The 25,922-nt window shown below is 57.4% G+C and carries 24 protein-coding genes and 1 pseudogene; 19 read left to right on the plus strand and 6 right to left on the minus strand.

All coding sequences use genetic code 11. The features are described 5' to 3' along the window. The 4 genes from PHA01_RS25720 to PHA01_RS25735 all read left to right on the plus strand — a co-directional run. The coding region (locus tag PHA01_RS25720) for a type I secretion system permease/ATPase (RefSeq protein ID WP_271897418.1) at positions 1 to 1,150 on the plus strand (1,150 nt) is incomplete at its 5' end. Then, entirely contained in the window at positions 1,147 to 3,783 is a 2,637-nt protein-coding gene (locus tag PHA01_RS25725; protein WP_271899130.1) for a cadherin-like domain-containing protein, read from the plus strand. The genes PHA01_RS25720 and PHA01_RS25725, both read left to right, overlap by 4 nt. Before the next feature lie 37 nt (positions 3,784 to 3,820). Continuing rightward, entirely contained in the window at positions 3,821 to 5,158 is a 1,338-nt protein-coding gene (locus PHA01_RS25730) for an HlyD family type I secretion periplasmic adaptor subunit (RefSeq protein ID WP_271899131.1), read from the plus strand. A 324-nt stretch (positions 5,159 to 5,482) separates the two neighbouring features. Then, positions 5,483 to 6,196: a response regulator gene (locus PHA01_RS25735; RefSeq protein ID WP_271899132.1), complete on the plus strand. Its 714-nt coding sequence runs from the start codon at positions 5,483 to 5,485 to the stop codon at positions 6,194 to 6,196. Between the two features lie 558 nt (positions 6,197 to 6,754). Here PHA01_RS25735 and PHA01_RS25740 read toward each other — a convergent pair. The 3 genes from PHA01_RS25740 to PHA01_RS25750 are packed head-to-tail and all read right to left on the minus strand — an operon-like array spanning position 6,755 to position 8,708. After that, positions 6,755 to 7,198, minus strand: coding sequence for a DoxX family protein (locus PHA01_RS25740; protein ID WP_271899133.1), 444 nt, complete (start codon positions 7,196 to 7,198; stop codon positions 6,755 to 6,757). Positions 7,199 to 7,251: 53 nt separating this feature from the next. Next, on the minus strand, positions 7,252 to 7,713 hold the full coding sequence (locus tag PHA01_RS25745; RefSeq protein ID WP_271899134.1) for a tetratricopeptide repeat protein: 462 nt from the start codon (positions 7,711 to 7,713) through the stop codon (positions 7,252 to 7,254). Between the two features lie 20 nt (positions 7,714 to 7,733). Then, positions 7,734 to 8,708 carry an MBL fold metallo-hydrolase gene (locus tag PHA01_RS25750; protein WP_271899135.1) on the minus strand — a complete coding sequence of 325 codons (975 nt, stop codon included), beginning with the start codon at positions 8,706 to 8,708 and terminating at the stop codon, positions 7,734 to 7,736. Positions 8,709 to 9,238: 530 nt separating this feature from the next. Here PHA01_RS25750 and PHA01_RS25755 point away from each other — a divergent pair. From PHA01_RS25755 to PHA01_RS25785, 7 genes and pseudogenes are all read left to right on the plus strand, one after another. Further along, positions 9,239 to 9,838: a sigma-70 family RNA polymerase sigma factor gene (locus tag PHA01_RS25755; RefSeq protein ID WP_271899208.1), complete on the plus strand. Its 600-nt coding sequence runs from the start codon at positions 9,239 to 9,241 to the stop codon at positions 9,836 to 9,838. A gap of 5 nt (positions 9,839 to 9,843) precedes the next feature. Next, positions 9,844 to 10,632: an anti-sigma factor family protein gene (locus tag PHA01_RS25760; RefSeq protein ID WP_271899136.1), complete on the plus strand. Its 789-nt coding sequence runs from the start codon at positions 9,844 to 9,846 to the stop codon at positions 10,630 to 10,632. A gap of 207 nt (positions 10,633 to 10,839) precedes the next feature. Further along, positions 10,840 to 11,118 (plus strand): annotated as a pseudogene (locus PHA01_RS25765) (anti-sigma factor family protein); the annotation flags it as partial. 479 nt (positions 11,119 to 11,597) lie between these two features. Then, a complete protein-coding gene (locus PHA01_RS25770; RefSeq protein WP_271899138.1) occupies positions 11,598 to 12,635 on the plus strand; it encodes an IS110 family RNA-guided transposase in 1,038 nt (345 codons plus the stop codon). Between the two features lie 654 nt (positions 12,636 to 13,289). Next, entirely contained in the window at positions 13,290 to 13,820 is a 531-nt protein-coding gene (locus PHA01_RS25775) for a biliverdin-producing heme oxygenase (RefSeq protein WP_417021038.1), read from the plus strand. Then, positions 13,817 to 15,403, plus strand: a complete 1,587-nt coding sequence (locus PHA01_RS25780; protein WP_271899140.1) for a GAF domain-containing protein — start codon at positions 13,817 to 13,819, stop codon at positions 15,401 to 15,403. Before PHA01_RS25775 ends, PHA01_RS25780 begins: the two co-directional genes overlap by 4 nt. Then, entirely contained in the window at positions 15,372 to 15,947 is a 576-nt protein-coding gene (locus PHA01_RS25785) for a sensor histidine kinase (RefSeq protein ID WP_271899141.1), read from the plus strand. The genes PHA01_RS25780 and PHA01_RS25785 overlap by 32 nt, the downstream gene beginning before the upstream one ends. A gap of 261 nt (positions 15,948 to 16,208) precedes the next feature. Here the strand turns inward: PHA01_RS25785 and PHA01_RS25790 are convergent, their stop codons facing one another. Beyond that, positions 16,209 to 17,105 (minus strand): LysR family transcriptional regulator, encoded by an 897-nt coding sequence (locus PHA01_RS25790; RefSeq protein ID WP_271899142.1) that lies wholly within the window; start codon positions 17,103 to 17,105, stop codon positions 16,209 to 16,211. 225 nt (positions 17,106 to 17,330) lie between these two features. Between PHA01_RS25790 and PHA01_RS25795 the strand changes: the two genes are divergently transcribed. The 5 genes from PHA01_RS25795 (at position 17,331) to PHA01_RS25815 (ending at position 20,712) form a co-directional block, all read left to right on the plus strand. After that, positions 17,331 to 18,065 (plus strand): SDR family NAD(P)-dependent oxidoreductase, encoded by a 735-nt coding sequence (locus PHA01_RS25795; protein ID WP_271899209.1) that lies wholly within the window; start codon positions 17,331 to 17,333, stop codon positions 18,063 to 18,065. Between the two features lie 50 nt (positions 18,066 to 18,115). Continuing rightward, positions 18,116 to 18,868 (plus strand): SDR family NAD(P)-dependent oxidoreductase, encoded by a 753-nt coding sequence (locus PHA01_RS25800; protein ID WP_271899143.1) that lies wholly within the window; start codon positions 18,116 to 18,118, stop codon positions 18,866 to 18,868. Continuing rightward, a complete protein-coding gene (locus tag PHA01_RS25805; protein ID WP_271899144.1) occupies positions 18,846 to 19,502 on the plus strand; it encodes an NADPH-dependent F420 reductase in 657 nt (218 codons plus the stop codon). The genes PHA01_RS25800 and PHA01_RS25805 overlap by 23 nt, the downstream gene beginning before the upstream one ends. A 62-nt stretch (positions 19,503 to 19,564) precedes the next feature. Continuing rightward, complete coding sequence (locus PHA01_RS25810) at positions 19,565 to 19,978, plus strand: nuclear transport factor 2 family protein (protein ID WP_174207567.1); 414 nt, start codon at positions 19,565 to 19,567, stop codon at positions 19,976 to 19,978. 101 nt (positions 19,979 to 20,079) lie between these two features. Further along, positions 20,080 to 20,712 (plus strand): class I SAM-dependent methyltransferase, encoded by a 633-nt coding sequence (locus PHA01_RS25815; protein ID WP_271899145.1) that lies wholly within the window; start codon positions 20,080 to 20,082, stop codon positions 20,710 to 20,712. 207 nt (positions 20,713 to 20,919) lie between these two features. Here the strand turns inward: PHA01_RS25815 and PHA01_RS25820 are convergent, their stop codons facing one another. Then, the gene (locus PHA01_RS25820) at positions 20,920 to 21,552 is read right to left on the minus strand and encodes a tyrosine-type recombinase/integrase (protein WP_271899146.1); all 633 of its coding nucleotides are present in this window, start codon (positions 21,550 to 21,552) and stop codon (positions 20,920 to 20,922) included. 166 nt (positions 21,553 to 21,718) lie between these two features. Beyond that, positions 21,719 to 22,612 (minus strand): LysR family transcriptional regulator, encoded by an 894-nt coding sequence (locus PHA01_RS25825; RefSeq protein WP_271899147.1) that lies wholly within the window; start codon positions 22,610 to 22,612, stop codon positions 21,719 to 21,721. Positions 22,613 to 22,775: 163 nt separating this feature from the next. Here PHA01_RS25825 and PHA01_RS25830 point away from each other — a divergent pair, with 163 nt between their 5' ends. From PHA01_RS25830 to PHA01_RS25840, 3 genes are all read left to right on the plus strand, one after another. Further along, complete coding sequence (locus tag PHA01_RS25830) at positions 22,776 to 23,831, plus strand: alpha/beta hydrolase (RefSeq protein WP_271899148.1); 1,056 nt, start codon at positions 22,776 to 22,778, stop codon at positions 23,829 to 23,831. A 78-nt stretch (positions 23,832 to 23,909) separates the two neighbouring features. Continuing rightward, positions 23,910 to 25,139 (plus strand): MFS transporter, encoded by a 1,230-nt coding sequence (locus PHA01_RS25835; protein ID WP_271899149.1) that lies wholly within the window; start codon positions 23,910 to 23,912, stop codon positions 25,137 to 25,139. Between the two features lie 35 nt (positions 25,140 to 25,174). Beyond that, the gene (locus tag PHA01_RS25840; RefSeq protein ID WP_112531630.1) at positions 25,175 to 25,675 is read left to right on the plus strand and encodes a cyclophilin-like fold protein; all 501 of its coding nucleotides are present in this window, start codon (positions 25,175 to 25,177) and stop codon (positions 25,673 to 25,675) included. Positions 25,676 to 25,922 lie beyond the last annotated feature (247 nt).

Consider the following 25,922-nt stretch of genomic DNA (forward strand, 5'->3'; position numbering starts at 1 on the left):
CCGCAATGCCGATATTCTGAAGGCGATGGGTTTTGCCGGAAGAGCGGTCGATCGCTTCAATCAAGCCAATCAGGATCACCTCGAACTTCAAACACGCACAAACGACATCAGTGGAACATTTGGAGCGATCTCTCGCGTACTTCGCATGATCCTGCAATCTGCAGTGCTTGGTCTGGGTGCGTGGCTCACGATCCAGGGTGAGTTGTCCGCTGGCGCAATTATCGCCGCATCGGTTGCTTCAGCCCGTGCTCTCGCGCCCGTCGATCTCGCAATTGGTAACTGGAAGAGCGTCGTCGCTGCGCGCACGGCATTTGGTAGGCTCAAGGAAACCGTCGTAGCGTTGTCTTCTATTGAGGCACCGATGGATCTGCCGGCTCCTGTTGGATCGTTGAAGGTAGAAAAGATCACGGTAGCCGCGCCAGGGTCCGGCCGAGTGCTTCTGAGCGATGTCAGCTTTGAGATCAATGCGGGTCAGGCGCTCGGCATTATCGGACCGAGCGGCGGTGGCAAGACGACACTTGCGCGTGCCCTGACCGGCATCTGGCCGACGTTACGCGGTAGCGTGCGACTGGATGATGCAGAACTGACGCAGTGGTCGGACAGCAAGCTCGGCCAATACATGGGCTATCTTCCGCAGGATGTGGCATTGCTGGATGCAACGGTCGAAGAGAATATCTCGCGGCTTGAGCCCAAGGTGGACGCACGGGCGATCGTCGAGGCGGCCCAGATCACCGGGATTCATGAGATGATCGTGCGCATGCCGGATGGCTATCGCACTGCGCTCGGTCCGCAGGGCGCCTCACTTTCCGCTGGCCAACGCCAGCGCATCGGCTTGGCACGTGCCCTTTACCGTAACCCTTTCATCGTCGTGATGGACGAGCCGAATTCCAATCTCGATGGTGAAGGCGAGATGGCACTAACCCAGACGATAAAGGCGATTCGCGAACGCGGCGGTATTGCCATCGTCATCGCTCACCGGCCAAGCGCTTTAGCCGCAGTGGACATGGTCGCCGTCATCCAGAATGGCAAGATGGTGGCTTTCGGACCAAAAGACGAAATTCTCAAATCGTCCGCACCCGCAGAAACAGTCAACCGACCCGCGCCTGCCGCACAAAATGCGCCGCGCGTCACATCGAGGGTTTCAGCATGATGATCGATGTCAAAGGGACCAAAACCACCAAGCCGGAAACGGACGAGTCACATGAACATTATGCCCTGAAGAACCAGGACAAACGCTCTAATGCACCACTGTTCTTTACGGTGTTTCTCACCGGGCTTGCGCTTTACTTGAAAAGCGCATTCCCGCGGCTGGGCAGTGACGAGCGGCAGGAAGAAGCCAAGTCTCAGGCGCCAGAGCAATCCGGATCGCCGGAAGTCGCTGCAGCTGGCGCTCCCGAAGTGATGACAGAGCTCGGAGAAGCAACAAGGGAGAAGTCCGGCTCGGGTGGCCGCTTGTTCGGTAGCGGAGACTGGCGCTATGAGCTTTCCGATTCCCCGATGATCGAGTTCCAAAAGCTCAACCTTCCAAACTCGGCCCTTTTGAAGAACTTCGGTGGGGTTTCGTTCTCCTTCCATGCGGCAAATGACAATGCCTGGCGCGGTGGCAGGGTATCAAATATTGGCTACGGCGGTGGCGGTGGCGGTGGCAGTAGTTCAAATTCCCAGGCTGCGCCTGGGTATGACCTCAATCCGCGCGACGATCCCGAGTCTGAGGTGGATGACGAGGACGATACGGATGAGGAGAAAGCCGTCAATCGTGCGCCACGAGTCAACGGGCCGGTCTATCTAGCGGATGTCTTTGGCTGTGCGGTCGCCCTGATCGGGCTTTCCGATCTCCTGCGCGGTGCATCTGATCCGGACGGCGATGCGCTCCGCATCGAGAACGTTAGCGTATCGTCGGGGACACTGACGCAGACGCCGAGCGGCTGGTATTTCGATGCGGCGATGCTTGGTCCGGTCACCGTTACCTATCAGATCAGCGATGGCAAGGTGTCGATCCTGCAGACGGCCCAGTTCTCCGTGCTGAAGGCACCGCCGATCATTGGCACGCAAGGCGATGATATCCTCGTCGGAACAAGCTGCGCTGACGACATTGACGGTCGCGATGGCAATGACAACATCGACAGCCGGGGCGGCAACGACACGGTCAATGGCGGCAATGGCAATGACCATATCATCACCGGCAGTGGTGATGATCTCATCTTTGCGGGAGCTGGCGACGACATCGTTCTCGCCGGCCTCGGCGACGATCAGGTCTTTGGCGGCAGCGGCAATGACCGTCTGTTCGGCGAGGAAGGTCGCGATACCATCTTCGGCGAAAGCGGCGATGATACAATCAGCGGCGGAGAGGATGACGACCTGCTGTTCGGTGGTGATGGCAATGACAACATTGCCGGTGATCTTGGCCGCGATACCATCCATGGCGACGCCGGCAATGACCGGCTGGATGGCGGCGGCGGCAACGATAATGTCTTTGGCCAGGCCGGTGCCGATGTTCTCGATGGTGGCCTCGGCGATGATTTTCTCAGCGGCGGCAGCGACCAGGACATTGTACGCGGCGGCGCTGGCAAGGATACCATTGCCGGCGATACTGATCAGGCGGACGATGTTTATGACGGCGGCGCTGACGTCGATACGCTCGATTATACCGCAGTCCTGTATGGCAGCACCATCGATCTCGATGAAGGCACTGCAACCAGTGACGAGATCGGTCACGACGCGATCTCGAACTTCGAGATCCTGCTGGCCGGGGCGGGACAGGATGACATTCAAGGCAGCGATGCGGCCGAGGAGATCCATGGCAATGGCGGCGATGATGTGATCGATGGCGGGGGTGGCGCTGACATCGTGTCGGGCGGCGAGGGCAACGATCAACTGTCGGATGGGGCAGGGGCGGACAGGGTCAGCGGCGATGCTGGCCAGGATACTATCACGGCAGCGATGGACGGGGCGGCCGATACATATGATGGCGGCACCGGCGTCGACACGCTCGACTATTCCGCCGCGCTGATGACCGTCGTCATTGATCTTGTCGCTGCCAAAGCCAGCGGCGCGGAAATTGGCAGCGACAGCGTCACCAATTTCGAAGTCATCGAGGGCGGTGCCGGCGATGATGAAATCAGGGGGAGTGGCGCCAATGAAACCCTGATCGGCAACGGCGGAAACGATGTGATATCGGACGGTGCCGGCGAAGACTGCGTATTGGCAGGCACCGGCGACGATATCGTGCAGGCTTCTGCCGATGGCAGCGATGACATTTACTGCGGCGAGGACGGGTCGGACACGCTCGACTATTCGCAGTCGGCGCAAGGCGTGCTTGTCGATCTGAACACGGGTACTGCGACAGGATTTGCGATCGGGAACGATGTGATCTCAGGCTTCGAGCAGGTGATCGGAAGTGCTGCCAATGATCAGATGAACATCGGCACAACTGCGATGATACTGGAAGGCAATGGGGGTGCCGATACCTTTCAGTTCCAGATCCCCGAAGGCAGTTCCAGTGCCGAGGTCATCCACCAGATCCTCGACTTCATGGTTGGCGATCGCATCGAGATGTCGAGGTACGAGATCTTCGAAGATGTTATCGATAGCCTGGAGGACCGCTTTGAAGACACCTACGGCGATGACGCCGACGCGCAACCGCTGCCGATCCGCGTGCGCCACGAAGGAACTGACGAACTGCAACAGACGCTGATCGAGGTCGATATGGACCGCGACGAACACTATGAAATGACGATCAATCTGACGGGTCATCACATGTTGATGATCGTCGAAAATCCTTGAGTGAACACGTCATCTTGACGCGAACGGGAGTGAAGAAATGTTCGGCCGAAAAAAACAAAAAGACCTGGGCCCTGGATCGCAGATCGAGCCGGAAAACAGTTTCCCCGTGGGGCCCCGGGTCATTGCGGGGGTTACGCTAGGACTAATGCTTTTCGTCGGTGCGGGCGGCTGGGCGGCAACCGCACAGCTGACAGGGGCGATCATCGCACCGGGCATGGTCAAGGTCGATCAGAACCTGAAATCAATTCAGCACCGCGATGGTGGCATCATCAGCGAGATTGCGGTCAAGGAAGGTGATTTTGTCACCAAGGGCCAGATTATGCTGCGGCTTGACGATGCCGAAACCCGGGCAGAGCTTTCGATCGTCCGCACGCAGCTCGTCGAATTTATGGCGAAACAGGCGAGGCTCATGGCTGAGCGTGATAATCTCGATGCGATCATGATGTCGGCCGAACTAACCGCACGAACCAATGATTATCCACACGTGTTCTTTGGTGAGAAGCGTATGTTTGATGGCAATCGTCAGAACCGCGAGAGCCAGAAAGAACAGTTGATCCTTGGCATCGATCAATTGGGTGAGGAGATCAAGGGGCTCGAAGCGCAGCACGATGCAAAGATCGATGAGATCGCTCTGGTCAAGACTGAACACGGTAAGATCAAGGGGCTGACCGACAAGCGCCTGATCGAAACCTCTCGCAAATATGTCATAGACCGCGAAATGGCCAAGCTCTTGGGAGAACGCGGAGAGGTCGAAGCCAATATCGCCCGGGCCAAGGCCCGCATGGGTGAAATTCGCCTGCAGATCATTGCCATAGACGAGACTGCCCGTACCGAAGCACAGAGGGAGCTCTCCTCCATCGAACCCAAACTCTCCGAACTTCGGGAACGGCGAGTAGCCATGGAGGATCGGCTGGCGCGAGCCGATATCCGCGCACCGCTCTCGGGCACAGTCAACGAACTCGCGGTCCACACCATCGGCGGCGTCATAACGCCAGCTGAGAAGCTAGTGACACTCGTGCCGGCCGACGCGGCGCTCAAGATCGAGGCAAAATTATCCCCGACGGATATCGATCAGTTATACGTCGGCCAACCGGCAAAATTGCGCTTTTCGGCATTCAACACACGCACGACGCCGGAACTGCATGGCAAGATTGCCTATGTTTCCGCCGCGACCAGCAGCGATCCCTCGACCGGCCAGGTCTACTATCTGTGCGATGTGATCGTTCCCTCGGAGGAGCTTGAAAAGCTCGGCGACAGCAAGCTCATGCCTGGCATGCCAGTCGAAGTCTTTGTTTCGACGGAAGAGCGTACAGCGATTTCCTTCCTGTCCAAGCCGCTCGCCGATCAGTTCAGCCGCGCCTTCCGTGAGCAGTAAGGAAGGGGCATTAGGAAAGCATCTAAGTGCGGTGATTCACCAACGTTAAACGAACTTCAACAAATTGGGTTTGACCGCGCCACATTTTGAAACCAAAGCAGCAATCTCACTGGAGGGCCGCATCTCGTTTGCCAGGACCAATGCTTTTCACGCAGTTTAGTCTGTGCAAACGTTAAGCTATAAACTACTCTTGCAAATGGCTGTTTTTGGCCGATGAAGTATTGAAAGCCGTTGCTACGCCCCTGCGGCATGAATTTCATCCGGTTTGTTGCGATTTATTGTCGCCCAATGTAAGAGGCGAAGTTCGGGAGTGAGGCAAGGGTTATGTCGGATCAAATTGAGGTCATCGTAGTAGACGATTATCCGTTATTCCGGACCGGTATCATTCAAACTCTTAATGCTGACGAGAATATTACGGTTGTAGGCGAAGGATCATCGGCCGAGGACGCTATCCGACTCAGTTCTCGCCATGCTCCTAATATTGCACTACTGGACATTTCGATGCCAGGTGGCGGCATTGAGGCCGCCAAAAGGCTATTAAAGTTGACTAGCCCGACTAAGGTCATATTTCTTACCGAGTTGGAAGCAGAAGACAATGTATTGTCGGCCATCGACGCTGGCGCCGTGGGGTATCTTCTGAAGGGTACGAGCGCCACCGACCTTGTATCGGCGATTAAAATAGTCGCTGCCGGCGGGTCCTTCATGTCGCCAATCATTGGATTCCGTGTCGTCGCTCACCTAAGACGACCTTCGGTAGCAGACGTGCTTTCCTCCCTATCCCCCCAAGAAGAGCGTACGCTTCGCCTAGTCGCGAACGGATTAAGCAATCGGCAGATTGGTGACATCCTCGGGATCGTGGAAAAGTCTGTCAAATCGCATATGACGAATGCAATGGCAAAGCTCGGGGTTCAAAACCGCGTGGCTGCAACGATTGTTGCCCGACAAGGCTGGGGCGAATCGATGGTTAACAACGAGGTGGAAGTCAACTCTAATCATGGGGGAACAAAACGAGTAGTTCGGCTCTCCGAGCAACCTTGACAAAAGAGTCGTTGATTAGAAAGTTATCAGGGGCTACACGACAGCAAATCGCGAACGACTTCATACGCGGCGTAGGCAATTAAGAAAGCCAATGACATGGTACGCTTGCCATGCGGAACGCAATCCGGGTGAGTTTGTCAAAATGATGCTTGGCGCCCCCGCGCATCTCATCGCGGAACCGCTTCATTATCATCGTCTTGTCCATGCCGCTGTCGCCGTAGATTGCCACTGAAGGCATGCCCGCCTCGAGGATGGTCTAAGGAGCCGGCCCAAACGATCGAGAGCCAGCTTGGCTCGTGGGTAGAGAACCCAACGAAGCGATCGGATGGCTCGGATGCGCTGCTCGTCGGTTTCGGCAAAGAGCGCTACAGCGCCAGCGGTCAGGTGGGAGATCGCTTCACTCATTTCAACTCAATTCGTGTCCTCGACAAAGGGTACGGGTTTGCTGGAGTCGACGCCGCGAAGCGAGCCCCAACCGCTGTCTTCCGCTTTCGATTTCATGCCACACGTTTTCTCTGATGAGTCTTTATATTGGGAACCAAACCATGCCCCGAATATTCAAGACATCAGCAACTGGCCAAGCCATTGGGATTTGATGGACCTCGACAGGATATTGTCGAAGGAAATTCTGCCCGGACCGTGGATGGCCAAAGCCAGCATTCCGCCCGCGATGGCCAAGTCTTTTTCAAAATGCAGCAACTCGTTCTGGTCAATGAAATATGTATGAAATAGAACCGCGGTCATTATGCAAAAAATGCCAAGCGCAAGTGCTCCCAAGCGTGTGCAAAATCCAAATGCGATCAATGATCCTGCAATAATTTGCAACGCGATTGTAGCCAGAACCAGCGGCGTGCTGATCCCAGCCTTTGTCATTACCGTGATGGAGCCGTCCAAGTGCGTGGCGAGGGTAAGTCCCTCGTGCAGAAATATCCAGGCCAGCAAAAGGCGGCTGATGAGCACGGCAAGATCAATGCCGCGTATGCCTTTGAGTGGTGTGTTCACCTTCGCTACTCCTTGTGGGAAAGAAGCGCGCGGCGTTTAACCGCGCACTATCCTTAGTTAACGCCTCTCGATGCTATGTATTTTTGAAGATCGCCCAGTTCGTCGCAGCCAGCCGGGCAAAGCTGGGTCAACGAGGTGAGCTGCTCCTTGGCCTTGTCCATCTTGCCGGTATCGACATATAATTCACCAAGATATTCCCGCGCAGCCTTGTGATCGGGCTCAAGGTCCAGGGCCTTCTGATAATAGGTGAGGGACGTATCGAAATCGCCGGTTTTGCGCAGGGTAAATCCCAGCAGATTGTAGACGTCCGCCTGCTGATTGTCCTCGGCCAAACCACGTAGTTCCGACAGCGCGCTTGTGTAGTCTTTGGCGGCTATTTTTGCGCGAACGGAGGTCAGATCCGCGGTTCCTGATGTTTCCATATTGTCGACTGCAAAGGCCGGATAGTGACCTGCAGCCGATGCGATCGTCACAAGGGCTAGGCCGATAGTAGCGGCGAATTTGTTCCTGCTCATGATTATGCGCTCCTTGTTGGTTAAGATTGGATGTTAGGGGTAAAGCCGTAGGCATTGCCGTCCTTGACGAACGTGCCTGAACCTGGAAATGGAAAATGCGAGCCGCAAATGCTCATATTATCCGCTATGACTCGATCGATCAGATGATGGCGCGTTGAAACCGCTGTCGGTCCATCTTGATCATAACTTCCCTGCCATTCCGGATGGGGCGCAAGCAAAGCCGGAACGTACATCGTGTCTGCGGAGACAAGAAGTTGGTCTTTGCCTGACGTTACGAGAAAAGCGGAGTGGCCAGGCGTGTGGCCGGGCGCTTGGATAAGATGGACACCGGGAGCTACTTCAGCGCCGTCCTTGACCAGGTTCCAGTTCTTCCAGGTCGGAAAGACACTTGCAATCCTTTTACCCGCTGGCTTCCTGCCATCGGCGAGCTTGTCAACGCGGCCAGGATCAGTCCACCAATTGTATTCGGTCTCGTTGACGATGAGCTCAGCATTGCTGAAGACCGGTGCATTCGTCCCCTTTTCCATCAATCCCCAAATATGATCCGGGTGGAAATGCGAGATGACGACCGTGTCGATCTTTGTATAGTCTATACCGGCCGCTTTCATATTTGCCGGTAAGTGCGTGGCATTCGCTTGCCACTGACCGACGCCGGAACCTGCATCCATCATGATCAGCCGGTCGCCCATCTTTAAGACAACGACAGTCAACGGGATGGGCATGAATTCAGTCGTAAGGCCGGCTTTCGCGAGCGCCTCCTTTGTCTGTTCGATAGAAGCATTCTCAATGAATGTCGCATCATGCGGTTTACGCCAGATTCCATCATAGACAGCGGTCACTTCAATTGATCCGACAGTGTATTTGTGAAATCCAATCGTTGGTTCAATCTGGGCCCCGGCTGATGCCGGAAGGACAAACTCCAGCTTTCCTGCTAGCCCAAAAGCCGCCGCTGCAAGTCCTGATGCGAGTACCGTGCGGCGTGTCATATCAAACATGTGCGTTCTCCTTTATCGATTTGGCTTCTGCCAGGCGGAGAACATGAAAAGACAAGCGCCTCCGCTGATAGAGTAGATTGGGCAAGGCGATGGTTTATTCCGTAAAGCCCAACCTAAATTAATAAGTCCTTGAAATGGCTAGACTATATTTGCGGCAAACACGTTTGGCGCGTTCAATCGACCGGATTAAACAAAGCCATCGACGCGTGCATCGTTGCTGCGCGTCAAACTGTTCAATCGGGTCGCGCAGTAAAAATATTTGAAATAGGGAATATTTTAAGCGCAGATTTGATCTAGGTGTTGAGCGTCGTGGGCGAGGAGCTTTCACGGCATGAGACAATCGCCTGAAAGATGAAAAGATAGAAGCCATGCGTTCAGCACACACATCTGCATTCTATATGGAATCGCTATTCGCAAGGATTGGTACATATCTTGGAGCAAAACTGAGGCGTTCTGCTTGGACGATTCTGATCAACAACAGCAATCGCACGCGGCAGATTTCGCCAGACTTCAGGAATGAGGCGTTGGCGATGGTGTCGTCACTGGCAAGCAATCAAACCAGCTCGCGATCTGCAAACTCTGACAGATCGCTCTTGTTCCAAGATCTGATTATTCCGCATTTGGATGCCGCCTATAATTTTGCGCGCTATCTCAGCCGGGATGCAGACGCGGCGCAGGATATAGTGCAAGAGGCATTTTTGCGGGCCTATCGTAACTTCGATGGTTACCATGGCGGCGATCCCCGCTCCTGGATCTTTGCGATTGTACGAAATTGTTTCCATGCCTGGTCACACGACCTGAGACGCAAGCATCGCTTCGAGATGCCTTTGACAGATGGATTTCACGATGGCGGGCCTTCCGCGCCGTCCGTGCATGACGTTGCTTCAGAGGAGGACACTCCAGAAATTGCGCTAATGCGTACGTCTCAATCGGAGTGCGTTCGCTCCGTCATCAGTGAACTGCCCGTCGACCTGCGCGAAATCTTGGTCCTGCGCGAGCTCGAACAACTATCATACCGGCAGATTGCGGACATCATTGACTTGCCTCTAGGCACGGTCATGTCGCGCCTCGCCCGGGCCAGGCGAGCATTTGGCAAATTATGGCATAACACAAACCTGGGAGAGGAATAAGTACGATGGCCGATTCCCAAAATTGCCCCGACTGGGTTGTTATGATGCATGGTTACCTCGATGGTGAACTCGATGCGGTCCATTCCTTGAAGTTTGAGCAACACCTCGAAAGTTGCGACAATTGCTCCAAGCAATTGGAAAAAGCTCAAAGATTGCAGCAAGTCATCGGTCAGGACGGTGTGAGCTGGCGCATGCCGGCCGAGGTCCGCGAGCGGGTCCTCGCAACCGCGGCGCATCAGGCGACCTATGCATACCACAATGGAAAAACGAGCGCGTTCGCCAATTGGCTCAATTTCCTAAAGCGCTGGAGCTATATCCCATCACTTGCTGGCATAGCGGCGAGTCTTTTTCTCGTACTCTCCCTGCCGCCCCAGGAGGGATCGCTTCAGAACCAACTTGTTGCAAGTCATGTCAGGTCGCTGCTCGCCAATCATCTGACCGATGTGCAAACGTCAGATCAGCACACCGTCAAACCTTGGTTCAATGGAAAGATTGATTTTTCTCCACCGGTTGTTGATTTGGCGACACAAGGCTTTCCACTCGTAGGAGGGCGTGTGGACTATGTTGACGGAAAGGTCGTAGCAGCGCTCATATATCGCCGGCATGCCCACGTCATCAATCTGTTCATTTGGCCTTCGACAAAGCTCGATCTCAGCAGCGCTTCTTACGACGGATACAATCTTGTCAAATGGACCGACAAAGGACTGGCTTTTTGGGCGGTTTCTGATGTTGGGGCGGAGGACCTTGCATCTTTTCACCAACTGTTTTTGGGAGCTGCCGGAAAATTGAATTGATCAGGCGCGGTTTGCCAAAATGCAAGGGTAGCTGACACACATCGTCGATGTGACGACTTGTTGCCGGAAACTCCAGACCCGCCGGCAACAAGCTCAAATCAGCGCTCGATGTCATTCTTATTGGGACCATGTGGAGAAAAACAACTCTGCGATCGGGCGCGAATTCGGCGAGGGCTGGGGCGCATGCAACGAAAACGAGGCGGTACGATGAGCGAGGCGCGACTGAAAGGCTGCCCCGAATGGCGCGTGATGCTGCATGGTTTCGTCGACGGCGAATTCGATCCCGCGCATGCATCGCAGTTTAAGGATCACCTTGCCACCTGTCCGGGCTGCCGGACGGCGATGGAAGAGGTGCGGGTCGAGAGGACGGTCATGAACCAGGACAATGTGAAATGGCGCCCGCCCCAAGTATTGCGGGCTCAGGTTCTTTCGATGCACGTCTTCGAGCAGCGCCAGCAGCAGAAACCCGGCTGGCGGCGCGCGCTCGGCCTGAAGTAATTGAGCCTTGTGGCTTCGGTTGCAGCGCTTGCGGCAATCAGTTGTCGTGGCCAGCGCCGATAGTAAAGCGAGGCCGCTGAGGCAATGGCGGCGCCGAGCCCAACAACCCAGTATTCAATGTGCTCGTCCTTGTACAGGAACGACATTATCAAAACAACGGGTTGGTGCTGCCTACACTAAGGAGCATGGGTTCGATTCCCATCAAGGCGGGCATTTGAAGTGAGATTTCCAATGAGCCATGGATATACATCATGTACCCGTCACTGCGGCAACTGAACTAATGCCATCAATGACCGAGATGGGGCCGACGGCAGACTGTCCGTTACCAAGACACCCGATGCGAAAAGCGGACATCCACCACTCGGGACCGGGGTCTGGGATTTACCCAAAGCATGTGTAATCGGGCGGTCCCAAATGGGCGAGCTCCCACTACTATCCCGGCGTAGCCGAGATGAAGGGAGATGACGATGTTTTATGCTGCTTTGGACGTGTCGCTGCGCTCAGTGGCGATCTGCATTATTGACCAGGATGGGAAGGTTCGGCTCGAGCGAGCCGTTTCATCCGACGTGCCGGACCTGGTTCACTGCCTGCGCGAGTTTGGCGAACCGATCCATCAGATAGGGCTGGAAGCTGGCACGCTCACTCAACATCTGACCTATGGCCTAACGGAAGCAGGTTTCGATGTAGTGTGCATGGAGGCTCGGCAGGTCAATGCCGCTCTTTCGGCCATGCGGAACAAGACCGACAAAAACGACGCTCGCGGCATCGCCCAACTGCTGCGATCGGGTTGGTACAGTCGGGTGCATGTGAAGAGCGTCGAAAGCCATTACATCCGTGCACTACTCACCAGCCGCAAGGTCATGCAGCGGAAATGCATCGACCTTGAAAACGAAATCCGCGGGCTTCTGAAGGTCTTCGGCGTTAAACTGCCGATGCGTCTGGGGGGTAGTGCATTCGATGCGGCCGTCCGAGACACGATCGAAAGCGATCCGGCACTTAGCCATGCGCTCCTGCCGATGTTGCAGGCCAGGCAGATGCTCCTGGAAACCTTTCTTGAACTCGATCGACGTGTCCGAAGAGCGGCGCACCAAGACTCCGTCACTACGCGGTTCATGGGTGTTCCAGGTGTCGGATACGTGACGGCTTTGAGCTTCAAGGCCGCAGTTGACGATCCCACCCGCTTCAAAAGCTCGCGCACTGTCGGCGCTCACTTCGGGCTGACGCCGCGACGCTTCCAGTCCGGCGAGAAGGACAATCCCGGCCGGATCTCCCATGCCGGCGACGCCGACGTGCGGGCGACGCTCTATGCAGCCGCCAACGCGATGCTGATGCGGTCGATTGCCTGGAGCAGCCTGAAGGCATGGGGCGTGCGGCTGATGAAGACCAAGGGACGGGACGAGCCATCGTCGCTGTCGCCCGCAAGATTGCCGTCGTGCTTCATCGGATGTGGATCGACGGCACAGAGTTCCGGTTCGGATCGGAGGCATCTGCATGATATGACATAGCCTTCGAACTCGATCCTGGCCGGATCGTCCACGCGGACGACGGGATGGATGAAGCCGTTAATGTCTGCTGCGCTTCGAGCGCGTCCCAAAGCGAGGCTCTCCAGACCCTGATCCCATGCATGCATGCAGCGGCTCCGAACGCAAGGGAGCCAATAGACTGCGAAGAGAAGCGTGACCCGCGTGAACGACCAGGCTACCGACGATCAGAAAAGAGCTTGACCCAAATGCCCGATTAGAGAAGCAGACGTCAATGCGTAGCCCCCGAACAGATCTATAACGCGTGGGGAATGCAGTGTAGATGGGGCTGCCGCCATCCTCCTCGAATATTGCTATCGCCAACGGGTCAAAGGGTATAGGCTTGTTCGGAAGCCGTTTGTACCTCCATGAGTTCGACATGTTTCATCCCACACGTTTGGGACGGCTTATTTTCTCAGCGCATTGATCTGCATGGCCCGTTCGGTGAGGACGCTCCGATGTCCCGTTTTGCGCGCAGAAGTTTCATTAGTTTAGCATCGCCAAGTCTGCCCGCGTGCCACCGGAACGCGGCTTGAATATCAAGGGAATGGTTTGTCCGAAACCCGAAACTACATGTTGCCACCTCATGATGATCCGCAGCAGACGCGGCGGATGCGATTGCGGTTGGAGACGCATCAGGTGCACCGCCAACTTGACATAGCGGTGAATGCAGCTGGGTTCCTGGGGCAGGTTGATCTTTATCGCCGCTATCTTGCCGCGACATGGCACGCTTGGCAGCCCCTGGAGGTGATACTCGATGCAAGCGATGCAGCGCGGCATTATCCGTTGTGGCCTCAGCGTCGCCTTCTGTCATCCCTCGCTGCGGACATGGCAGATCTCGACGTCACAGTGCCTGTCACGGCAGCGCGTCGGGGAAAGCTATCAGTTTGGGACACAGCCTCGGTGATGGGAACGTTATACGTGCTCGAGGGATCGGCTCTGGGTGCACGGATCTTGGCGGGCCGATTGAGGAATATTGGGATGACCGCTGATTTTGGTGCTCGGCACATTGCCGTCCAAACTGGAAACCCCAAAGCCTGGAAGTCATTTCTGAAAATTTTGGAGGCCACTGCCATGACCTCCCTTGAGGAAGATCGCTGTATCAGCGCCGCTCAGGCAGCTTTCAATGTCTTCGAGTTTCATTACAGCCGCGCCGATCGCAAGCTATGAATGACGTCAATGACAACGTGGATCTGACTTCATGCGACCGTGAGCCTATTCACATCCCCGGTTCAATCCAACCGCATGGGGTTTTACTGGTAGCCGAACGCGAATCCTTGGAAATAGTGGGAGCGGCAGGCGACGTCGAGGGTAGGCTTTGGCCGGAGTGGTCGGAGAAAACCCTGAATGACCTTTCCCGACAAGATATTCGCGCTGTTCTTGACAATGAATCGAACACAAATTCCATAGTGCTTGATCCTGTGCGTGGGATTTCAGAAATCTTCGAAGCGGTAGCTCACCGAAGCGTTGACAAACTCATTGTGGAGTTGGAGCCAGCAGAGATCGACGCGTGCTCAACTGCATTTATACTCGCCGATCTCGACAGCTGGAGCTCCGCCTTCGAACGTTCATTCAATCTGCGCGAGCTTTGCCAGAACGCTGCCACGGCGTTTCGCCATCTGACTGGCTTTGACAGGGTCATGATATACCAGTTTCTCGATAACGGCACCGGGGTCGTGGTCGCGGAAGACAAAGCCGCGGCGCTCGGAACCTTTCTCAACCACCATTTCCCCGCCACCGACATCCCCAAGCAGGCCAGAGCTCTCTACATTCGTAACCGAGTCCGCGTCATTCCGGATGTTTCCTACGATCCGGCACCGCTTCGATCAAATAAGATCGAACTTGCAGAGCTTGATCTCAGCGATGTGAACTTGCGCAGTGTTTCACCCGTGCACATCCAGTATTTGAAGAATATGCAGGTGCAGGCTTCAGCTTCCCTCTCCATCGTACGTGATGGCGTGCTTTGGGGTTTGATTGCCTGCCATCATCGGTCACCAAGACATTTGTCGCTTTCAAAACGTATTGCTTGCCGCGCGCTTGCCGGCGGGCTGGCGCGTCAAATCAGGGCGAAGGATGAAGCGGAGACCTATAGAGAGCGAATCCATTTGCGTACCTCGGAAGACGCCATGCTGCGTCGTATGGCGATCGCGGATCCGCTCGACACCGTATTCTCGGAATATGGGGGCGACTTTGGCGAAATGCTGGGGGCTGATGGTTTTGTCGCCAGCACGGACGGGCAGATCTACAGTGCCGGCAATGTTCCGGACCAAGCGGATGTCGAGGCGCTCCTGGACTGGGCAACAACCAAATCGGCACACCAGCCATTTTCGACGGCAGAGCTGAGCAAGCATTATCCACCGGCGTCACGTTTCAGCAAGGAGGCCAGTGGCATTCTGTCGGTCACGGTGCCTGGTGACAGGCGCATAGCCCTGATGTGGTTTCGTATGGAAGAAATCCAGATGCTCAATTGGGCCGGAAACCCACATAAAGACGCGGCTCTGCCACCGCATCAGTTTCTAACCCCACGAGCTTCGTTCGAAAAATGGGTCGAAGAAGTTCGTGGGAAATCGAGACCGTGGACACTGAATGAAATGGAATCCGCGCGGCGGCTCTCCCACGCGGTGCTGGAAGTCGTGCAGAGGCGGCAGATCGAGGCACTGAACCGGGAGCTTGGGCAAGCTCTGGCTCAGAAGGATAGGTTGCTTGCAAAAGGATTTTCTGATGCGGGAGGTAGACCACCGCGTTCAGAATAGCCTCCAGATGGTTTCGTCGTTTCTGGGAATGCAGGCACGGATGATTGAAGACCAAACTACCGTAGACCACATCAACGAAGCGCGCAGCCGGCTTGCCGCTGTCGCCTTGGTTCATCGCCGTCTCTATTCGGACGATCACGCAAAGGCCGTTGATCTGGCGCGTTATCTGGGCGAACTCTGCCGGGAGATCCTATCATCCATCGACACGGGGTGGCAAGAGCAGCTCAATATCGATCTTACACCCGTGTTGATGGTCGCCGACCGAGCCATCAATGTGGGGCTGGTCTTCGCCGAGCTGATCATGAACGCCAATAAGTACGCCTATGGTGGATTACCCGGACCATTGTCTATTGTCCTGGAGCAACATCAAGGCAGCTTCAGGCTGATCGTATCCGACCACGGCTCTGGCAAGAGGGAACCAGGAAGCGGCTTCGGTACCAAGATGCTGAACTCGATTGTCACTAGCCTTGGCGGCGGAATGGAAGAAGGAGACAATCTTCCTGGTCTAAGGGTAGTCGTCACGGCTCCAATCGTCCAGGGATGAAGATCACCATCTGGGATCTGACGCGGCGTCAACACCGGTGACGTGTGACACCGAGCGCGGACAGAGGTGAATGGCCGCTTGGCGGCGCGAAGCGGTCAGTCGCGCCACAATCGCCAAACGCCAGCTTCGGGGCCGGGAGCGGACCGTCCACTATGCGTTTCGATTTCACGGAGAGCGGCCACTCCGCGGCCTGTCCCCCTTGGGAATGCCAATCTCCAACAGCAATTTCCCTAGCCCATTTTTGGCGTTTGGCATGGGACGTTAGCCACGCGATATGGACCGCCCGGCGAGGAGCGGAGCGTACGCGGCGAGTCGGTGGGATATGAACTCTGTGAAAAGCCGCACGCGCTTCGTCTTGCGTGTCTCCCCCTGCGTGAGAAGCCAGATCGTCGCAGGTGATTTCAGATCGATGCCCGGAACTCTCGCCAGCAAGTGATCGGCATCTCCGACGAAACAGGGCAGTTTGGTCATGCCGATCCCTTGCCTTGCCGCAGCGATCTGCGCGTCGGCGTCCGGCGTCCTGAACGGAACCCCTGTGGCGCGAAACTCCCCTTGGTCGACCCAGTTCGGAACAGCCTGACCGCCGATGACGATGGGCCGGATTGGATCCGGCACACCCGCACGCCAAGCGGCCAGTCTATCGCGGGACATATAAACACCCGCGAGCAGATCCGGACCTTTCAGGCCATGAAGATTGAGCGGCAGGGTCTTGCGATCGGAGACCATCCGGATTGCCACATCCGCCTCCCGATTGGTCAGATTCGCGACCTCGCCGGTCGATACGATCTCCATCTCGATGTCCGGATGCAGACGCGCAAAATCTGCGATATCCGGCATGAGCAGGTGTGTCGCAAGGAACGGGGGCAGCGTCACCCGTAGAAGCCCGCGTACGCTCTGATCGCGTCCGAAGACGCGCGTCTCCAGTTGGTGCGACGAGGCTTCCATCTGGTTCGCGAACTCGAGAACCTCCTCGCCCGCGGCCGTCAGGCGGTAGCCCGAAGGCAGCTTTTCGAACATCTGCGCCCCGAGGTGCTCCTCGAGCTGCGCAATGCGTCGCAGCACGGTCGAGTGGTTGACTCCCAGGCTCTTGGCGGCAGCCCGCACTGAGCCGCCACGTGCGGCGGCAAGGAAGTAGCGAACGTCATCCCAGTCGATCATGGTCCATTCCCGCGCCGCATGGGGCGGCCTCCAAAGACCAGTCTACCCTACTGGGCCGGATTGCGCATGACCGTCGCTGCGTTCGATCACGTAAGTGGATCGTTTTCGCACCACGGATGCGCGCGATTGCGCACTCACCGCCTGGCGCCGCCGACCCCATATCGAGGCTGTCGGAGGATGTCTCCGCAATCGATGACCCGAGACGCGACACAAGGAATGCATGACATGACCAGATTGAATGGAAAGACAGCCGTGATCACGGGCGGCGCCACCGGTATCGGCCTCGCCGCTGCAAGGCGCTTCATCGAGGAGGGTGCCTTCGTCTTCATCTACGGCCGTCGGCAGCAAGCACTCGATGCGGCTGTGGCCGAGCTTGGACCTAACGCCCGCGGGGTGAAGGGCTCGGTCTCGGATGAGGCCGATCTTGATCGGCTCTACGCGGCGGTGAAAGCAGAGCGCGGAAGCCTCGACATCGTTTTCGCCAATGCCGGGGCCGGAAGTCCGCTTCCTCTCGGCCAGATCACCGCCAAGCACATCGACGACACTTTCGACACCAACGTGAAGGGCACGATCTTCACGGTCCAGAAGGCGCTACCACTGATGGGCCCGGGCGGTTCGATCATCCTGACGGGATCAAGCGCCGGGACCACCGGTGCCCCGGCATTCACTGCCTACAGCGCCAGCAAGGCAGCCGTGCGCAATCTCGCACGGACCTGGGCGGAGGATCTGAAGGGTACCGGTATCCGGGTCAACGTGTTGTCGCCCGGCGCGACGGCGACCGAACTCGCGAAGGAAGCGCTCGGAGAGGAGGGCCAAAAGGCCTACGGCGCGATGACCCCGCTCCGGCGCATGGCCGCTCCGGCGGAGATCGCGGCCGCCGCCGCCTTCCTCGCGTCGGACGACAGCAGCTTCATGACCGCCAGCGAAGTCGCCGTCGACGGCGGCCTGGCTCAACTCTGACCCCGGCGCGGCTCCGTGCCTAACTCACACACAACGTAGGACAAAAAATTATGAAAGCACTCGAAGGTAAAATCGCAGTCATCACGGGCGGAAGCAGCGGGATCGGCTTGGCCACAGCCAAGCGTTTCGTGGAAGAAGGTGCGCAGGTCGTGATCATTGGGCGACGCGAGAAAGCCTTACAAGAGGCCGCGACGCTTATCGGGAAAAACGTGACAACAGTCGTGGGTGACGTCTCGCGCTTGGAAGATCTGGACCGGCTCTACGCCACCGTGAAGGAGAAACATGGTCACATCGACATTCTCTTCGCAAACGCGGGCGCAGGTACAGTCGCGCCGCTCGCGGCAGCGACTGAGGCCCATTTTGACCAAACCTTCGATGTGAACGTGAAGGGCCTGTTCTTTACGGTGCAGAAGGCCCTTCCCATCTTCAAAGACGGCGGATCGATCATTCTGAACTCTTCGGTCTCGAACGTGATGGGGCTGCCAGCGTTTAGCGCCTACGCAGCAAGCAAGGCGGCTGTTCGCAGCTTCTCGCGGTCTTGGACCCAAGAGCTGAAGGACCGCGATATCCGCGTCAATACGATGAGCCCCGGCGCGATCGAGACTCCCGCCTTGGCGACAACGACCGGCCTCACCGCTGAGCAAGCCGAGGAGGCGGTCGCCCAGTTTGCTGCACAGATCCCAATGGGTCGCAGGGGCAAGCCAGAGGAAATCGCGGCTGCGCTCATGTTCCTCGCTTCCGATGAAAGCTCCTACATCACCGGTATAGATCTCGCCGTCGATGGTGGTTGGGCGCAGGTCTGACCCAACCTTAACACAGGATCGGAGAAGCAGTATGAGCTACTCAATCATCGGCTTCGGCAATATCGGCCAAGCTCTGGCCAAGGCCTTTTCCCGCAAGGGCATCGAAGTATCTGTTGCAACCACGCGGGATCCGGAAAGCTTTGCGGCTGAAGCGGCCGCGATCGGGCCGAAGGTCATTGCTAAAACCCTAGCGGAAGCCGTCAAGGCGGACATCATCTTCTTGGCGGTCCGTTTCGAGTCGCATCCAGATGTCGCAAAGGCGCTCGCCACCTGGCAGGGGAAGACCATCGTCGATGTGACCAATGCCTACGGTGTGCCCCCTGAGCAACTGGGAGGACAGCCGTCTTCCCAGGCCGTCGCGCAGGCTTTTTCTGGCGCAAGGCTGGTCAAGGGCTTCAACCATCTGCTCGCTGCCACCCTTGGCCAAGATCCGGCCGTGCAGGGCAGCAGGAGAGTCGTGTTCCTGGCGAGCGACGATGACGACGCTGCGGCGGAGATTGGTACGCTCGCGGAAAATCTGGGCTTCGCGCCGATCAAGCTTGGCGGGCTGTCGGAAGGCGGGCTGCTGGTCCAGGCGCGCGGAAAGAGCTGGGGTCATCTGATCTTCAAGGATCTGGTCAAGTTCGACGGATAAAACGAGGCCATGTACGGATCGGATCGAGCGCGATTCGATCACAGCGAAATGGAGATATTCCCATGAGTATTGAAAAAAACATCCAGACCGTGAAGGACTTCTTCGCCGCGATAGGCCGCGGCGACAGAGAGGCTCTGTTGGCGCTGGTTGCCGAAGACATCAAGTGGATCATTCCGGGCGAGGACTGGCCGCTGGCCGGCACCTACCGGGGGCACGCGGGACTAGCAGATTTGCTGGATACGGCATCCAGGTCGATGGAAACCTCCACGGAACCCCGGGAGTTTGTCGCACAAGGAGACCGGGTTCTCGTCGTGGGCTTCGCCAGCGGGAAGGTCAAAGCCACGAACAAGCCGTTCGAGGACGACTGGATCTTCGCCATCACGGTCCGGGACGGCAGACTGACCAGCATCCAGGAATACATCGACACGCAAGCGTTAGCACGCGCCGCGCAGATGGACGCGTCCGGGCCCGTATAGCGCAGGCCTTCTGCAACCATCGGCTTTCGCCGAAGGTGAATGAGCGGATCGCCGTCTCGCGTGCCGCGCTCGTCGAATACCCAACCGTAAAGGAGATTCCGATGTACGACCAATCCAAACTATCCGAGTTGATCCGGTTCGCGCGCATTGATGCGGGTGCCACCGTCATCGACGTTTATCCAGGCGCCGGCGACTGGACGCGCCTGTTCTCCGACGTCGTTGGACCCGAAGGTCGAGTCACCAGCTTCGTGCCGGCCGAAGTCGCGCACTTCAAGAACGATCCGGTCGGCCTCATGCGAACCATCGCACAAGAGCCAGGCCGGGAAAACGTCGAAGCCGTCTCAGCGGACCTCGTGGCAATGCCGGAGATCACGCAGCCAGCGGATGTCCTGTGGCTACACCTGTTCTACCACGATCTCCACACCGCGCTGATGCAAGCCAGGGGCGCGACGGCGGCTAACTTCAATCGAGCTGTCTACGAGCGGCTGAAGCCCGGTGGGTTCTACGTCATTGTCGATCACGCCGCCGCCGCCGGAGCCGGCACAGGTGATGCCCAGTCATTGCATCGCATCGACCCTGCCTCCGTGCGCGAGGAGGTGGAGGCTGCCGGCTTCGTACTGGATGCCGAAAGCACCCTGCTCGAGAACAGGAACGATCCACACGCGATCAAGGTCTTCGATCCCTTGATCAAGGGCGAGACCGATCGCTTCGCATATCGGTTCGTGAAGCCCTGACAGAGGCCGGCGCCAACCTCAAGTCGACCTCCCAAGGATGCCAGGATACTGCTCAACTGCGCCAGTCTGCAGCAACGTCAGCTTTCGGAACTCGCTGGGGAGCCTGCAAAGGTCAAACTTGAGGGCGCAAAGCCGCTTGATCGCAATCTTTGGAATTGAGAAATTTTCGTCAACACGTGCAGCCCCACTTTGCGAGGCTGCACGCGCTCAGATTTCAGTGTGCTCAGCTAGTTCCAGCGCATCCTCAATGTCCACGCCAAGATACTTGACCGTATTTTCGATCTTGGTATGCCCCAACAGGATTTGGATCGCGCGAAGATTGCCTGTCGCCTTGTAAATCATTGCGGCCTTCGTGCGCCGAAGCGAGTGCGTGCCGTAATCTTCGCGCCGCAGCCCAATTGCGGTCACCCATTCATCGACCAATCGGGCATACTGGCGAGTACTCAGATGATCGGTGTGGTCGACTCGACTGGGAAAAGCGTAGTCGTCGATTGTTCCACCTCGCCGTTCAAGCCATGCAAGCAAACTTGACCTCACCTCCGCCGTGATTTCGAACTGAACCGGACGGCCGGTCTTTTGCTGGACGACGATGGCTCGAGTTCGAATTTGCGTTCCTGTCACGAGACTCCCGATTTTCATTTTCACGAGATCGCAGCCCCGCAGTTTGCTGTCGATTGCGAGGTCAAACAACGCACGATCTCTCGTGCGCCCCTCCCTATCAAGGAAGAAGCGGATCGTCCAAATCTGGCGCTGTTTCAGCGGCTTCTTGACACCGACCTTTCGGCCGACGTTCCACGCCGGACGGCCCAGGGCGGTAGGATCGTATTGTGCAATACCCATTTCAATTCTCCTTCGGCCAACATTGGCCGTTAGGAGAACGCATGGGCGCAAGTATTGAAGGGGCCGATAGCGGACAAGCAGCTTCGGGACCGGTATCCTCAAAGGCGGTCCGTCAGGTCAGTGCAAGCATCGTCGTGAGTTGGCCCCACGCGGGTACTCGCAATTTTCAGCCGCGGAAGCGAAGTGCCTCAAGCACGACTACGAAGGCGGGAGCGTGCTGCCTGCTGCTCGGATAGTACAGGTGATAGCCTGGGAACGGTTCGCACCAATCCTCCAGCACTCGCACCAGCCGTTTCTTTGTCAGGTCATCCTGCACCATATCATCGGGCAGATATGCCACGCCCAAACCATCCAGAGCAGCGCGCCTTGCAAGCTCAAGACTGCTCACCGCCAGTTGGCCCTCGACACGGACGTTGATTTCGCGTCCGCGCTTTTCGAACTCCCATGGGAAATATCCACCGCGCGTTACACGGCGCAAGTTGATGCAGCGGTGGCCGGTTAGCTCTTCAGGATGCTTGAGCGCTGGCCGCTCTTTGAAATAACCCGGAGATGCAACAATGGCCTGGCGCATCGCGGGACCGATCCGAACGGCAATCATGTCCTTCTCGACGTACTCGCCGACGCGAACACCGGCATCGAAACGCTCGCTCACAATGTTTGCTAAGCCCTCGTCAGAGACCAACTCGACCGTGATGTCGGGATAGTTAAGCATGACCTTGGACAAGCGCGGCCACATCACCGTATCCGCCGCATGTTGCGTTGCCGTGATCCGAACGATGCCGGACGGCTTGTCCCTTAGCTCGGTCAGCGCGGACAGGCTGCCTTCGATACCCGCGAAATGCGGCTCGATGCTCCGAAGCAGACGCTCTCCAGCTTCTGTGGGCGCCACACTTCGGGTGGTGCGACTGAGCAGACGCAAGCCAAGCCGCTCTTCCAGCGTCCTGATTGTCTTGCTGAGGGCCGGTTGGGAGACGCCCAGCCGGACTGCCGCCCGTGTGAAACTGCCTTCCTGTGCGACAGCGATGAAGGCCATCAGATCGCTGACGTTCTCTCGCACCATTCATAACTCCTGATTATAAGCTTATGATCCATATAGCGCCTTATCGTATGAGTTTGCATCCCTTAAGTTTTGAGGTGTGAAGAGCGCTGGTCCCGACTGAGACTTACTCCAAGGCGGCCATCAGCCTCTCCAATGACTTGTTCGAATAAGGAAAGGAACGAACATGAAGGAATTGGCTTTGGGGCTCGCACTTATGCTCGGATCGGTATCCGGCTTAGCGATCGGCACTTCCCCCGCGCTCGCCCAGGACCTGTCCAACGGCGCTGACAACTTTTACAGGAGCGACCGCGTGGTCGTCGAAAAGATCACCTTCGAGAATAAGTTCGGCATGAAGGTCGTCGGCAATCTGTTCACGCCCCAGGGCCTCGACAGGAGCGCCCAGACTCCGGCGATCGTCGTAGGCCACCCGATGGGCGCCACGAAGGAGCAGAGCGCCAACCTCTATGCGACCAAGCTGGCAGAGCAGGGCTTTGTTACGCTGTCGTTCGATCTCTCCTTCTGGGGCGAGAGCGAGGGCCAACCGCGCAATACCGTCGCTCCCGAAATCTATGCGGATGATTTCAGCGCAGCCGTCGACTTCCTGAGCACGCAGCCCTTCGTCAACAAGGACAATATCGGCGTGCTCGGCATTTGCGGGAGCGGCAGCTTCGCCCTCAGCGCAGCGCAGATCGATCCGCGCATGAAAGCGATCGCCACCGTCAGCATGTATGACATGGGTGCCGCCAATCGCGACGGCCTTCGGAAGGGCGTGTCCGTCGAACAGCGAAAGGAAATGCTGAAGGTCGCCGCACAGCAGCGCCTCGCAGAGTACCAGGGCGCCGAAATCAAACTGACCGGCGGCACGGTTGATGAACTGAAGGCAGACTCCAATGCGATCGAGCGTGAGTTCTACGATTTTTATCGCACGCCGCGCGGGGAGTTCACGCCGAAAGGACAGACGCCGCTCCAGACCACGCATCCGACCCTGAGCAGCAACGCCGCTTTCATGAACTTCTATCCGTTCGCCCAGATCGAGACGATCTCGCCGCGTCCGTTGCTGTTCATCGCCGGCGAGCAGGCTCACTCGATCGAGTTCAGCGAAAACGCCTACGAGCGTGCTTCTGAACCGAAGGAGCTCGTGATCATCCCGGGTGCCGGTCACGTCGATCTCTATGACCGTGTCAACCTGATCCCGTTCGACAAGCTGACCGCCTTCTTCCGGGGAAACCTGAGCTCTTAACGAACATACAACCGGACGATACGCCTCGCGGGCCCTCCGCTTGCCTGGCGTGTTGTTCGACCAATACAGAGGCATGAAATGACCCACGCAACCGCGGTAGCGACTACCGAAAGCGCCCCAGACTCGGCGTCATGGAGCGCTGTCCTCGCCCTTAGCTTGTGCGTTGCGACACTCATCGCTTCGGAATTCATGCCCGTCAGCTTGCTGACGCCAATCGCCTCCGACCTGTATCTGACCGAAGGTCAGGTGGGGCAGGCCATCGCGATCTCCGGTATATTCGCTGTCGCCACCAGCCTCTTCGTCGCTGCATTCACGTCGAAGCTTGACCGGCGACAATTGTTGTTGTGGCTCACAGCTTTGATGCTCATTTCGGGCGTTGTGACCGCGTTCGCGCCCAACTATGCGGTCCTGATGGCGGGGCGTGCTTTTGTCGGCGTCGTAATCGGCGGCTTCTGGTCGATGTCAGCGGCGACAGTCATGCGCCTCGTGCCGGCTGCAGACGTGCCCCGTGGCCTCGCGATCCTCAACGGCGGCAATGCACTAGCAGCAACGATTGCTGCGCCGCTCGGCAGTTTCCTTGGACAGTATATCGGTTGGCGCGGCGCCTTCTTCAGCGTGGTGCCGCTCGCTGCAATCACCTTTGTGTGGCTCCTTGCAACGTTGCCGTCCATGCCCAGCCGGACGCGTGCGAACCCGCTGGCGGCGTTTCAAGTCCTACGCCGACCAGGCGTGCCGATCGGCATGGCGGCCGTCGCACTTTTCTTCATGGGCCAATTCGCGCTCTTCACCTACCTGCGGCCATTCCTGGAAACCGTGACACTCGTCAACGTTTCCGGCTTATCGCTCCTGTTGTTGGCAATGGGCGTCTCCGGTTTGCTCGGAACCTTCCTTATCGGCTCTCTCCTGCATACGCGCCTCTACCAAGCGTTGATCGCCATGCCTGTGATGATGGCGGCGCTCGCGATTGGCCTGGTCGTATACGGATCGTCGTTAGGTACCACTGCCGGGTTGCTGGCACTTTGGGGCCTTATCGGCACCGCCGCGCCAGTCGGCTGGTGGAGCTGGTTAAGCGAAGCACTGCCGGACGATGCAGAAGCGGGAGGAGGCCTGATGGTGGCTGTCGTGCAACTCGCCATCACAGCCGGCGCAGCCTCCGGCGGTCTGCTGTTTGACAATGGCGGTTATCAGATCGCATTCGGATTCGGCGCGATCGTGCTTTTCACCTGCGCTATCGCGGCTGTGGTGCTGGCGCGTCACGACAGATCACGCACGGCCACGCCAATGTCTTCAGGGAAGCATCTATCATGAGCAAAAGACAAAGCCAGTTTGGCGATGCAGCCACAATGTCCGTAAGCGAAACCTTGTCTGCGCCCGGTGCGCACGGTTTTTCTCCGCTCCGCCGCTCTATCCTTGGAGCGATACTGGTCACCGCCACCATGCCCTGGCTGGCGTTCGCCCAACAAAAAAACGATCCGGCAAGTCAGGAGCCAACCGACATGAAAATTCGAATGATGTTCAACGGTCAGAGCCTGACGGCAAGGCTTTACGACAACCCGTCGGCGCGCGATTTCGCATCCATGCTACCCCTAGAACTGACCATCGAAAATTATGCCGGCAACGAGAAGATCGCTTATCTCCCCCGTAAGCTGACGGAGGACGCGAGTGGTCCATTCGGCAACGAGGCGCCAGGCGACCTCTGCTACTTCTCGCCGTGGGGCAATCTTGCGATGTTCTACGCCGGCTACAGCTATTCCGGTGGGCTGATCCGGCTCGGCCGCTTCGACGATTTCGAGCCGTTGCTTGTGCGCGGGACGTTTCCCCTGACCATCGAACGGATCGTCTGAACGCATTGTCTGGGCGAGAAGGAATGTACCAAATAGCGAAGATTCGAAACTGAGCTTCCTCCAAGTCGAGGCCGCGCGATGACCACGACGCAGGTTGATGAGCATAAAACTTATAACAGAAGGTGGCGCACGATGAGCTGCGGTGTCCGCTTATAGGGACGGACGGAGCCCCCATAAATGACCGATTTGAAGGCGCAAAGCAGTCGTGGTTCCTTGGTGGCTTTCATTCCTGTTTTGCCAAATCATA

This window comes from Candidatus Phyllobacterium onerii, assembly GCF_028331445.1.
GTDB classification, from domain to species: Bacteria; Pseudomonadota; Alphaproteobacteria; order Rhizobiales; family Rhizobiaceae; genus Phyllobacterium; species Phyllobacterium onerii.